Annotated in this window: 11 protein-coding genes and 1 tRNA gene; 7 read left to right on the forward strand and 5 right to left on the reverse strand. The window is 40.3% G+C overall.

Annotated features, from left to right (window positions below):
- Window positions 1-116 precede the first annotated feature (116 nt).
- The 6 genes from ACN0VI_RS15100 (at window position 117) to ACN0VI_RS15125 (ending at window position 8,704) form a co-directional block, all read left to right on the forward strand.
- Entirely contained in the window at window positions 117-326 is a 210-nt protein-coding gene (locus ACN0VI_RS15100; protein ID WP_417447371.1) for a hypothetical protein, read from the forward strand.
- Window positions 323-2,293, forward strand: coding sequence for an ATP-binding protein (locus ACN0VI_RS15105; protein WP_417447372.1), 1,971 nt, complete (start codon window positions 323-325; stop codon window positions 2,291-2,293). The genes ACN0VI_RS15100 and ACN0VI_RS15105 overlap by 4 nt, the downstream gene beginning before the upstream one ends.
- Window positions 2,293-3,162 (forward strand): GIY-YIG nuclease family protein, encoded by an 870-nt coding sequence (locus ACN0VI_RS15110; protein WP_417447373.1) that lies wholly within the window; start codon window positions 2,293-2,295, stop codon window positions 3,160-3,162. The genes ACN0VI_RS15105 and ACN0VI_RS15110 overlap by 1 nt, the downstream gene beginning before the upstream one ends.
- An 87-nt stretch (window positions 3,163-3,249) precedes the next feature.
- Entirely contained in the window at window positions 3,250-4,410 is a 1,161-nt protein-coding gene (locus tag ACN0VI_RS15115; RefSeq protein WP_417447374.1) for a PD-(D/E)XK nuclease family protein, read from the forward strand.
- Between the two features lie 175 nt (window positions 4,411-4,585).
- On the forward strand, window positions 4,586-7,927 hold the full coding sequence (locus ACN0VI_RS15120; RefSeq protein ID WP_417447375.1) for a type I restriction endonuclease subunit R: 3,342 nt from the start codon (window positions 4,586-4,588) through the stop codon (window positions 7,925-7,927).
- A 6-nt stretch (window positions 7,928-7,933) separates the two neighbouring features.
- Window positions 7,934-8,704, forward strand: a complete 771-nt coding sequence (locus tag ACN0VI_RS15125) for a M48 family metallopeptidase (RefSeq protein ID WP_417447376.1) — start codon at window positions 7,934-7,936, stop codon at window positions 8,702-8,704.
- A gap of 52 nt (window positions 8,705-8,756) precedes the next feature.
- Here the strand turns inward: ACN0VI_RS15125 and ACN0VI_RS15130 are convergent, their stop codons facing one another.
- The 4 genes from ACN0VI_RS15130 to ACN0VI_RS15145 form a co-directional block, all read right to left on the reverse strand.
- Window positions 8,757-9,161, reverse strand: a complete 405-nt coding sequence (locus tag ACN0VI_RS15130; RefSeq protein ID WP_417447377.1) for a hypothetical protein — start codon at window positions 9,159-9,161, stop codon at window positions 8,757-8,759.
- Window positions 9,162-9,230: 69 nt separating this feature from the next.
- Window positions 9,231-9,488 carry a hypothetical protein gene (locus ACN0VI_RS15135; RefSeq protein WP_417447378.1) on the reverse strand — a complete coding sequence of 86 codons (258 nt, stop codon included), beginning with the start codon at window positions 9,486-9,488 and terminating at the stop codon, window positions 9,231-9,233.
- 3 nt (window positions 9,489-9,491) lie between these two features.
- Window positions 9,492-10,694 (reverse strand): Arm DNA-binding domain-containing protein, encoded by a 1,203-nt coding sequence (locus tag ACN0VI_RS15140; protein ID WP_417447379.1) that lies wholly within the window; start codon window positions 10,692-10,694, stop codon window positions 9,492-9,494.
- 8 nt (window positions 10,695-10,702) lie between these two features.
- Window positions 10,703-10,918, reverse strand: coding sequence for a hypothetical protein (locus ACN0VI_RS15145; RefSeq protein WP_114412610.1), 216 nt, complete (start codon window positions 10,916-10,918; stop codon window positions 10,703-10,705).
- 129 nt (window positions 10,919-11,047) lie between these two features.
- Between ACN0VI_RS15145 and ACN0VI_RS15150 the strand changes: the two genes are divergently transcribed.
- Window positions 11,048-11,257: a helix-turn-helix domain-containing protein gene (locus ACN0VI_RS15150; protein ID WP_176336245.1), complete on the forward strand. Its 210-nt coding sequence runs from the start codon at window positions 11,048-11,050 to the stop codon at window positions 11,255-11,257.
- 235 nt (window positions 11,258-11,492) lie between these two features.
- On the opposite strand, the gene ACN0VI_RS15155 is transcribed toward ACN0VI_RS15150, so the two are convergent.
- Window positions 11,493-11,569: transfer RNA gene (locus ACN0VI_RS15155), tRNA-Arg, on the reverse strand.
- Window positions 11,570-11,756 lie beyond the last annotated feature (187 nt).

Raw genomic sequence — 11,756 nt, forward strand, 5'->3', positions numbered from 1 at the left:
TGCTTCTGTCACTTGCTTAACCGCTTCAATTTTGAATTGTTCTGGGTAACGTACTTTGCTCATAAATACCTCTCACTTAGATCATTTTATCTAACTAAAAGGTGTCTAGCTAATTAGTGGCGATTCAGTTAACCGATAGACGAATATATCAAATATCTGGTGAAGTTAAACCTTCTAATGACGATGATATAGGCACTAAAAAAGAAAAAATTCATTACTTTAACTACATCGTGAATAACTTTATCCCTGATTTAGACCGCAATAAGGAAAGTGAAGTACTTGAAGAATTTATAAAATCAATCAAGTCGCTTAAGGATAAAAAATGAAAATAGGGAAAATTACATCTGTAAATTTTAATCAGTTTCGGGTAAAGATCTCTTCAGAAATCAGAGGAAACTCGGTGAATGTAGCAGGAGTACTTTACTACTTCGGTAACATTGGTAGTTATTTAAAAACAACCAACTCCGTAGGAGAACAACTCATCAGTGAGGTTGTGTCTATTTTCGATAGTGACACGAGATTAGATTCTGCTGCTTACGATATTGATAGCAACAGAGAATTACTGTTAAAGCCTGTTGGAACAATTACAAGGACGGGGAAGTTTAATCTGGGTGTGGGTATATTCCCTGGTATCTACAGTGAAGTTGCCATTGTGACTTTTGAAGATATGGAACTGATCCTTCAAACCAAGAAAGATAAAGGATTAAGCGAATGTATCCATCAGAGTTTTCATCTTGGCGAAAGTAAAAACTTAATCAACTACCCCATAGATATCTCAATAAATTCATTCTTTAACATTCACTCTGCTGTACTGGGAAATTCTGGTAGTGGCAAGTCAAATACTATTGCCCACATTATTCAAGAAATACATAAGAAAAAGAATAACTCAGCTATTGGCTCTCGTATTTTAATTTTCGATGTTAATGGTGAATACAAGAACGCTTTTACAGGTCATGATAAATGCCCCAATTTGAAAGTTAGATTGCTTAAACCCAATATCACAGGCGCAGAGGACGGTTTTGAACCATTTTACCTTCCTCACTTCCTCATGAACATTGATGAGTGGAGTGCGTTCTTAATGGCGACAGATGCTACCCAACGCCCTTTCTGGGACAAGGTACTACAAGAGAGCTACAAGTTTTACATGATTTCTACCCGTGGAGGGGTAGAAAGACAGAAATTTATTAATTACTTGCGATTTAAAGTATGTAATTTAGTTCATATGCTGTTAGGTCAAGGTGATACTGACACCGCTATCGTTACCGCTGCTAAAAATGTTATTTATGGGATTTCAGAACTCATTGATCTTGATGAGCATCTAAAACAAGCTTGTGTAGATGAAGGGATGCATGATGATTTACACAAACTGTATAACAACTGTGCGGTAGCTTATGGAAACAATAATGATAAGTTAAAACAAGCTGTTGATGCAGTTCGGAAAAAAATTGATTATGGTAATGTTCAGGAAGTAATCTCTCTACGTGCTAACTCAGAACAATATTTTGATTATCGATTCTTGAAACAGGCTGCCAATTTAACGCTGCTGGAAGAGGATGCTAGAGGTAATAGAAGAGTTAGAGAGTATACCTCTACTATGATGACGAGGTTAGATTTTTTCTTAGATAACCAAGACTGTGATTTCATGAGAAATCGTCCTGCTGGCACAATCAATATTGATCAATATTTGGAATGGTTATGGCAGACTAACTTAGCTGTACCTGCGCAAACCAATATGGTGATCATTGATACTAGTGAATTATCTAAAGACGCATTGGAAACGTTAACTTCAGTAACCTCAAGGCTCAATTTTTCATCACGAAAAAAGCTAAATGGCTCGGAAAGACGTGAAAAGCCTATACATCTGGTGCTTGATGAGGCACACCGATACATCAAAAAGGACTCAAAATATCTTCTTCGAGAAAATATCTTTGAACAAATAGCTCGTGAAGGCAGGAAGTATGCCCTGTATTTATTAATATCATCTCAACGTCCTTCGGAATTATCTGAAACTGTTTTATCGCAATGCTCTAACTTTATAGTACACCGAATACAAAATGAAATAGATATGAAGTACGTCTATGCCATTCTTCCTTATTTTTCAGATGACTTTGCGAATAAAATCAAGCAATCGGTACCAGGAGAAGCTCTTATATTTGGGAATTGTGTTTCGATGCCTTTACATGTTCGTGTAAAGCAAGCACACCCTGAACCTAACAGTGAAAACTGTAAAGTTCATAAGGAGTGGTTTAAGCCATTTCCTCCTTTACCGCCTGTATTAAGAAGAGATGAGTAATGCACAACAATAAGCGCCCTCGCACCATTCAAATATTTCTACCTACAGGCGACCCTGCGGGCATTCGCATTGCCGAGCAAACCACTTCGATTATTCGCTTAATTGAAGTGCCGCGAAGTGATATTGCTGAGTTCGTGAAAATGCCGGAAGCCAAGCAGGTTGGGCTATATTTTTTAGTCTCTGGCGATAGCAAAGACGAGTTGTATATTGGACAGTCGGGTGATGTGGGTAGCCGATTGATGCAGCACTATAAAGACGAAAAGAAAGACTGGGAACGAGTACTTGTATTGGTGTCGCTCACCAATAACTTAACCCAAACTCATGTGCTGTATTTAGAATCCCTGTCTATTGAAAAAGCCAAACTCTGCCAGCGATATGAACTGCTTAATGGCAATGGCGGGCAAAAGCCCCACACGCCGATTCCACTTAAAGCTGATTGTGATGAAATTCATGAAATCGGCAGTTTGTTGCTAGCCACTCTTGGTTATCCAATTTTTGAACCTCTTGCTGAACAGTCATCTACTAAACCAGAACAGGTATTCATTTGTAACCGTGCCGATGTGGATGCCAGAGGTATTTATACCAATGAAGGCATGGTTGTATTGAAAGGCTCCTCCGCCCCGATGACAACAACGCGCAAAACCGACCAAAGGTTTTACGATAAGCGCGACCGCCTTTTAGCTAAAGGGGTAATAGTTGAACAAAATGACCGCTTTGTATTTCAACGAGACTATTTGTTTCCCTCACCTAGTGGTGCCTCAATGTTTTTATTGCTTGCCACAGCTAATGGTTGGGTAAACTGGAAAACAGAGCAAGGCGTGACATTGCATGATTATCAAGGCAGAACACTTGACTCAGCCACTGAATAGATAAGTAACACGATAACTCTATAGAGAAATTTAAGCGTTAATGAGACCTGCCCCAAGCTTAAAACTTATACAAAGGAATCCCCTAAAATGGATATTGAACAGTTAACGGCTTTAGTCGATGCCTTTAAGCAACTTCCTCAGGTAAAACGAGAAACGACTATCTTTGATATTGGAAGTCGTGGGCATTTCGAAAACCCGATGACTGAAGTGCTTAGCTTCTTCTGTAACACAGCAGAAGTTCATGAGATGAATGATTTGGTGATTTCAAGCATTGTTAGCCTAATACGCCAAAATGTCATCTACCAAAATCTACAGAATGGACAAGTCCACGGAAGACCACAGCGAGAAGTCACAACAAAAAATAACAAGCGTATTGATTTATTATTAAGCTCAGACGAATGGGTTATCGCAATAGAGAGTAAAGTCAACCACCAGCAAATTAACCCCTTCGAAGAATATGAAGGCTATGTAGACAGCTTAATTCGGTCTAATAAGTCGCTAAACACAGATAATGATTTAACAGATGAAACAGAAAAGCGGGCGGTTTTTGTTATTCTGTCTCCAGATGGAAAAGTAGATAACGCACACCTCAATCACCGTTGGTGTGGAATCAGCTTTCAACATTTGGTTGATGAAATTAAGACTCGACTGCAAGAGCATTTTTTCGATGCCCCCTTTAATAAGTGGTCTTTGGTACTAAAGGATTTTTTACTACATTTGGAGAACCTAGTGAATGACGTAAAGCAAAATAGCGCCCAAGAAGAATTTATTTTAACGCACCTTAGTGAAATATCTCAGGCCTGGAATTTACTAAAAAGCACCTTAGAAAGTGTCCAACAAAAAGCGCATACCAAACTGGAACAGCACCCAGAGCTAAGAGATGTATTGCGCAGCCAAAAAGCTTCTTGGTTCGGTTTGCCTACTACTATCCTATGCAGCAAAGATGAATTGACCGAAGTAGTACTTTTCGCCACTAGTGCCCCATCAGACATAGTTGATGATGATCAGCGTAATGCAGGGAAACACATTTTCATCCAAATTCAGGTTCAGACAGACAATTCAGAATTAGAGCTAGTCAATATTCATGAATCGCTAGCCAATAAAGCGATTAATCGTTGGTACTCTAGTGGGTATTGTTTCTTTAGGTGGCCTATCAATGCCCTATCAATAGAAGAGATAACCAAAGAGTTCGTCGCCACCTTTGAAGCAATAGAAGGCCTATCATCAATGCCCTTACAGAGCTTATAGAATGCTACACCTAAAGTTTTGGATTGACGGCATAGTCAATTCTTCAGACAATAATAGCAACATAACCGTCACGCTTAGTGTCCTTTTTTCTCAAATTAAAGGGTTATCGCACAACCTTGGCGGTTTTTTTATGTCTGCTGTTGTATCAATTAGATAATGAAAAAGAGCAATTGAAATGGACATAACTTCGCATACGGCCGTCAATTACACGGAAGAATTCAGTGCAAAAATCCCCGCACTGTCTTTGCTCTCAAATCTGGGCTACACCTTTATTCCTCCAAGCGAATGCGAGGCTTTGCGTGGCAATGCTCTAGCAATCAATAAGAAAAGAACTCATCAGGTTATTTTGTTGCCTAAACTGCATGACTTTTTAGCCAAACAAACATTTCCATTTGCTGGTAAGCAACACAAACTCACTGAAGCCGCAATTGATAAAGTGATGCATGAGTTAAACCCAGCAATGAACTTAGGGCTAAAAGCAGCTAATGAAAAAATCTATAATGCCCTGATGTATGGAGTGAGTGTTACTGAGTTCATTGATGGCAAAAAAGCCTCTCCGACTATTCAACTTATTGATTGGCACCATTTAGGTAATAACCAGTTCCATTTTACCGAAGAGTTGGTTGTACAAAATGCAGAAGGCACAGGCAACCGCATTCCCGATATTGTCTGCTTTGTAAATGGCCTTCCTCTAGCGGTAATCGAAGCCAAGCGACCAGACTCAAAAAAGGAAGGTCGCTCAACAAATACCGAAGCGATTTCTCAGCATATTCGCAATCAAGGCCAAACCGAAATTCCGCACCTTTACGCCTATAGTCAGTTATTACTGTCGGTCAATGGTCACGATGGTTTATATGGCACCTGTGGCACACCTGAAAAGTTTTGGGCTAAATGGAAAGAAGAAGACTCTCACCATGGAATAACTGAAGCTGAGTTTATCCGCTTGAAAAATCAGGCCTTAAACGATCAACAGCTCAACCGACTTTTTAATCACCGACCTACCTCCTCCAGAACACAATACGAGTCGTTAATAAGCGCTGGAGATTTGGCCGTGACCGATCAAGACAGGATCATCACCTGCTTACTACGCCCCGACCGTTTACTGGAAATGACGCGCTTATTCACTTTATTTGATAAAAAAGCAGGCAAAATCGTCGCTCGTTATCAGCAAGTATTTGGCATTAAAGCGTTAATAGAGCGTATCAGTACGTTTGATCCTGCTGGCGCACGAGAAGGTGGCGTGATCTGGCACACCACCGGCAGCGGCAAATCCTTTACCATGGTATTTTTATCCAAAGCCTTGATTTGGTTTGAAGAGCTCGCCCAGTGCCGAGTAATCATTGTTACCGATCGAATAGACCTAGAAGACCAGCTAAGCCGAACCTTTTCATCAGGTGGAGTCTTTACCGCACGAGATAAAAAAGAGGCCATGGCGACATCGGGTAAGCGCTTGGCAGAGCAAATCGGTCAAGGCAACGAGCGGGTCATTTTTTCCATCATTAATAAATTTGGCTCCGCGGTAAAACAAAAAAACTGCTTTAACGACAGTCCGAATATTATAGTTTTGGTTGATGAAGGCCACCGTAGTCAAAACGGCGAAAACAACATTCGGATGCGACAAGCCTTACCAAAAGCAGCCTTTGTTGCCTTTACCGGAACTCCCCTATTAAAAGACGATAAGACCGAAAATAAATTCGGTAAGATCATTCACTCCTATACCATGCAACAGGCCGTCGAAGACCAGACGGTCACACCTCTGTTGTATGAAGAGCGCATTCCCGATTTGAATGTGAATGACAAAGCCATCGATGCCTGGTTTGATCGAATTACCGAAAAACTCACAGACGAACAAAAATCGGATCTGAAAAGGAAGTTCTCTAAAAAAGGACAAATTTACCAAACCGAAGGTCGTATTGAGTTAATTGCTCACGATATTTCTGACCACTTCCAGAACTTTAAACAAAGACATTTGAAAGGTCAGTTGGCTTGCGACTCAAAAGCCACGGCCGTCCGCTATCAATATGCTTTGGATAAAATTGGCAAGGTCACTTCGGTTCTTGCTATGTCTTCGCCAGACACCCGTGAAGGACACGAAGATGTGGACCAAGAAAGCAAAGATATCGTCCAAAAGTGGTGGAAAAATAACGTAGCACAAACGTATCGTGGTGATGAAAAGGCATATACCTCAGCGATCATTAATGAGTTCAGCCGTGATGAAGGCCCCGATATTATGATCGTCGTCGATAAACTTTTAACAGGCTTTGACGAGCCAAAAAACACCGTACTGTATATTGATAAACCCCTCAAAGAACATAACTTGATACAAGCAATTGCTCGGGTAAACCGTTTACACAAAAAAAAGCAGTTTGGTTACTTAATTGACTATCGCGGCATTTTAAAAGAGCTAGATACCACAATCGATAAATACCAAGACCTAGCTGAGCGTACACAAAATGGCTTTGAAATTGATGATTTGAAGGGCTTATATAATCGAATGGATATGGAGTATAAGAAGCTCCCAGGCTTACATCGTGATTTATGGACGATTTTTGATGGCGTAAAGAACAAGCAAGATGGTCCCGCGTTAAGACAAGCATTAGCGCCAAAAATCCGTGAAACAAACGGGCATTTTAATGATGCCAATTCGAAGAAAAGAGACGATTTCTATGCTGCTCTCACTGCCTTTTCTAATTGTATGAAGGTCGCCCTTCAATCAGCCAATTACTTTGAAGACAAATTTTTTGATGGTGCTTCCCCTGCAGGGAACAAACGAGATCTCTATAAACGTGACTTAAAATCGTTTGTTGAGTTGCGCCTACAAGTTCGTGAAGATGCCAATGAAACCATCAACTATGACGAATACTCAGAAGATATTCGAAGCTTGCTAGACAAGCATATTGCTGGAATTGAAATAAAGGAACCCGAAGGCGCCTATTTGGTAGGTAATTTGGGTAGGCACGCAAAACCAGAAGAAATGACCAACGATGAAGCCCGAAATCAAACTGATAAAATCACGGGGCGTATCACCAAAATGATTGAACAGGATTTGGCAGATGATCCTTATGCTCAGGAGCATTTTTCTAATCTTCTAAAAAAAGCCATTGAGGATGCGAAAGCCATGTTTGATGCGCCGGTCAAACAATACATTCTGTTTGCCGACTTTGAACAAGATATAAAAGAACGAAAAATGCCTAACATGCCAAACGATTTTGTTGACGAGTCTGGAAAACTCAATAGGCATGCTCAGGCCTATTTTGGGTTATTCAAGCTTCTTTTTGATGATGAGTTCTTATCAGAAAAATCATTAGATAATAGTCGCTTGGTTTCTCTCGCGTTTGAAATTGATGAAGCTGTTAATACGGCTGTTGCAGAATATTCTATTAATCCAGCTGAAATTGAAAACGCCATCAGCATGAAGTTATTACCCGTATTATTTGTTGCCATAGGTCTCGATAACGCACAAAAACTGATCGAGGAAGTCCTAAAAATCACACGTTTAGGCTTAGCAAGAGGGTAAGGCACAATGACAACTCCCAGTGAAACTGGTCTTTTTACTTATGGAGACAACACTATTCAATATCATGTCATTCGTAAACTAGCGCCTTGTGATGGTGTGATCAAAAGCAACCGAAAAGTAACGATAAAAGTATACCCAGACCAGAAAGTGACGGCTTCAGCTCCCTTTGATGCTTCTGAAGAGCTCATAAGAAAAGCCGTACTAAAACGAGCTAGATGGATTTGGCAAAGCATCGAAACATTTGCTAAGCAAAAGGATACTGTGAAACCGAAGCATTACGTCAGTGGCGAAACACAATTTTATTTAGGCAAACGCTATGTCTTAAAAGTGCTGGTGGATACTGACCAAACAAACAACGTCAAACTAAACCGTGGCCAGCTACAGGTAACATTTCAACAGGATCACGAAGAGCGCGCCAAGAAAGTAAAAGAGCTTGTTGATCAATGGTATAAAAATAAAGCCCAAGCGCTGTTTCAACAACGACTGACAGAAGTACTCAAAAAAACCACGTGGGTGGCCGACATTCCATCATTTCGTGTGATGGAAATGAAAAAACAATGGGGGAGCTGTTCCGCCAAAGGCCAATTAGTGCTTAACCCTCACCTTATAAAAGCACCGAAAGAATGCATTGATTACGTGATACTCCACGAGCTTTGTCATATTGCCGAGTACAATCACAGCGAGCGATTCTGGCGCTTACTTACACAAGTCATGCCCAATTGGAAAGAAGTAAAAGCGAAACTCGATGGTATGGCTGAAATGTATTTAAACGACTAATTTTTAACCGCTAGTATGTCATTGACAGAGTCAACTAGAGGATCCAATTCGCTCATGTCCTACTTAAAAAGTAATTTCTAACCTCATAAAAATCATTAATTGAACTGTTTTTTAACAAATATTCTTTAACTGATAACCCCTCAAAAAGAGGATGATTAACAGGCCTTTTAAAAGAGCTATAATGTAAGCCAATAGGGACACTTTGATGTATCGCCTTATAAATACCCGCCAATAAAGATAATCTTTCTATTGTTTTGAGCTCTAAATCTAGCATTCCAATATCTTCACTGATTTCCTGCCAGTACTTCCATTTCTCTGTTTGAATCCCACCAAGTAATGTCGCCATTTCATCATCAGACAGGTCCCAACATTGCTGGGCGCTTTGCTGCTTCAACCAAAGAATGACATTGGCACAATTTTTACTAAGGTCTACTTTATCTACTGTTGATATATCCATTTTGACTCCAGCATTAAGATAACAACACAAAAAGGTAGGGAGTGATACTCCCTACCTTACCATCAAAGATTACCAACATTCTCCTTGCAAAAAAGCCGGAACAGTGCCCACTAAAGAACACCGCAAAAGCCCATAATCAGAATAGCGGTCATATTCATTAGTTAACTTTTCTTGCACCCAGAGCGCCACAGCTTCACTATTTGTATAAACTGGAGCCAAATTAAGTATAGAGGCTAAACCTACGCCATCAATAATATGAAGATCATCAATTAGCATCTTTGACATCTTTTCAGCCTTAGGTGTTACCCAAATATTCGATTTAGCCATACTTTATTCTCCAGTCTCTGATTTTTGCTCGGTTAATTTCATGCGTTCTTGCAACAATAGACGATCAAAGGCAGAACCATCTTGTCGGGTTAAATTCGGAACATATCGTGAGTACACGCGAAATAGCATTTCTGTGGTTGTATGCCCCATCTGACGAGCAATCCATTCTGGGTTTTCACCCGACGCCAACCAAAGCGTCGCTGCCGTGTGGCGTGTTTGGTAAGGGCGTCGTTTCTTGAGATCCAACAGCCTTAGCAGTGGATACCAAATACGCTTCGTCACGGTGTCACTTCTAAGAGACGTACCATCAATATTGCAAAACACCAGATCTTGATCATGTGTCATTTTGTATTGCGCTTTTAATGCGTCATAGACTGGCTGAGACATATAAATTTCACGCTGAGAACCGTCTGTTTTAGTGTAAGTAAACTCCCCTTTTACCCAAGTTTCACGAATCAAAATCTGTCGCCTTTCAAAATCAACGTACTTCCACTTAAGGCCATCCACTTCGCCTGTACGCATTCCCGTAAAGAAACGTACAGTGAAATAGCTTTTAAAATCCCTTCTCACCGACTGAATAATCAAATTCACTTGATCCAAAGAAAACGGATCTATGTCTGTTTTCATGATCTTTAACGATTTAATTCCTTTCCAAGGAGAGGTAAACTCGTATCGGTCGGCGGCTTCATTAATGATCATTCTAAGAGGCGTCATTATCTTGTTGATTGATGCAGGTTTAAGAGCACTATTTTTTCGTTTGGGTTCTTTGGCGAGAGTTGAACGAAAATTTAGTATGTCTGCTTTTGTGATGCTGCCGACTTCTTTATTACCGAAGTAAGGTATTGAGTACACATCAATACTATTTCTCACTGAAAGAGCATGCGACTTTCTCCATTCGATCTTTTTCTCATCAAACCAAAGCTCTGCAAACTCTTTGAATAAAAGCGTTTTTCTTGCCTTTTGCGCAGTGTGTTCGGTCAACATATCTCGCTGCTCACGAAACACATCAGCTTTTTTACTGTTTGGGAAATAATCCCAATATTTAAATGTGCCCAAAGTGATTTCAGCCTCAATGCGATCAAGAATTTGCTTTGCTCGCTTCTTGTTTGCAGGAGAGTCTGTCAGTTTAGTCTGCTCACGGCAGCGCTCACCCTTAAAACGGAAATCCAATAGCAACTTACCGCTTCTAACGTTAATGCTTCCCATATATCCTCCTAGTGGACACCAGCCATCAATGTGTTAATGGCAGGCGCTTTAAACATGTCTTCCTCTATCTGCTCCCAGATGTACAAAATTTTGCGACCACCGAATGGTCGAAAATAATGGATGCCCTCGATAAGAACCGTGTCCTTTAATTTGCGACGTATGGTCTTGCTGTCGTACTTAATCCGTCCAGAAAGTTCTTCGGTTGTTAGATATGTTTGTGACATAATATTAAACTCCTACAAGTTATTAGGATCTTCAAAAGACCTTAATGATCTTCTATAGATCATAATAGCCTTTTTTAGATCTATTGCAAGTCTTTTTGATCTTCTGTAGATCATTTTTTGAGGTTTAAGATGATAAAGTGTCACTTATCTAAAATTATGGGTGAAAAGAAACTCAAAATTTCAGACGTTTCTAATGAGACAGGAATTAATAGAGGAACTATTACACGCCTATACCATGAGACAGCTGTGCGCGTAGAGTTCGAAGTACTGGAGCAGCTATGTAATTACTTAGGATGTGGAATCGAAGACTTACTAGAAATACAAAAAGACGAAGAGTAACTAGCGAAAATTTCGATGCTTAAAATGACCTAAAAATCATTTTGGTCACCATATGGTCACATTTTGGTCACAAGACAAAAAAGAGGCAATTTTGGTCACAAAAAGCGAAGGACATTTGAGACTGCTTGAAGAGTGTTATTTGAAATGCAGTATTAGTACTGAGAAAAAAGAAATGGGTATTCTTGGAAGAGTGAAACGCTACCACTCATGTAAATCACTGAATTAATTGAAGAAGTGGTGCACCTGAGAGGATTCGAACCTCCGACCTCACCCTCCGGAGGGGCGCGCTCTATCCAGCTGAGCTACAGGTGCATATCTTTTTACTTACTTTTCTGTCCTGCGCCCTACAGTGACCATTTTGGTCAATCCTTCGCCTCCGGAGGGCGACGCTCTATCCAGCTGAGCTACGGGCGCATTACGGTTGTTCGGCGTGGATTGGATTGCAAGACGCAAAGTGTGCCAGAACAAATTTGTGTGCGTATTCTAATGGAAATTCCTC

Source organism: Kangiella sp., from assembly GCF_048265365.1.
Taxonomy (GTDB): domain Bacteria; phylum Pseudomonadota; class Gammaproteobacteria; order Enterobacterales; family Kangiellaceae; genus Kangiella.

Excerpts from the sequence above, each read along its gene's own strand:
- ACN0VI_RS15130 (WP_417447377.1), bottom strand. The coding sequence starts at position 9,161 with ATGGATATATCAACAGTAGATAAAGTAGACCTTAGTAAAAATTGTGCC.
- ACN0VI_RS15150 (WP_176336245.1), top strand. The coding sequence starts at position 11,048 with ATGATAAAGTGTCACTTATCTAAAATTATGGGTGAAAAGAAACTCAAA.
- ACN0VI_RS15140 (WP_417447379.1), bottom strand. The coding sequence starts at position 10,694 with ATGGGAAGCATTAACGTTAGAAGCGGTAAGTTGCTATTGGATTTCCGT.
- ACN0VI_RS15120 (WP_417447375.1), top strand. The coding sequence starts at position 4,586 with ATGGACATAACTTCGCATACGGCCGTCAATTACACGGAAGAATTCAGT.
- ACN0VI_RS15105 (WP_417447372.1), top strand. The coding sequence starts at position 323 with ATGAAAATAGGGAAAATTACATCTGTAAATTTTAATCAGTTTCGGGTA.
- ACN0VI_RS15110 (WP_417447373.1), top strand. The coding sequence starts at position 2,293 with ATGCACAACAATAAGCGCCCTCGCACCATTCAAATATTTCTACCTACA.
- ACN0VI_RS15125 (WP_417447376.1), top strand. The coding sequence starts at position 7,934 with ATGACAACTCCCAGTGAAACTGGTCTTTTTACTTATGGAGACAACACT.
- ACN0VI_RS15145 (WP_114412610.1), bottom strand. The coding sequence starts at position 10,918 with ATGTCACAAACATATCTAACAACCGAAGAACTTTCTGGACGGATTAAG.
- ACN0VI_RS15135 (WP_417447378.1), bottom strand. The coding sequence starts at position 9,488 with ATGGCTAAATCGAATATTTGGGTAACACCTAAGGCTGAAAAGATGTCA.
- ACN0VI_RS15115 (WP_417447374.1), top strand. The coding sequence starts at position 3,250 with ATGGATATTGAACAGTTAACGGCTTTAGTCGATGCCTTTAAGCAACTT.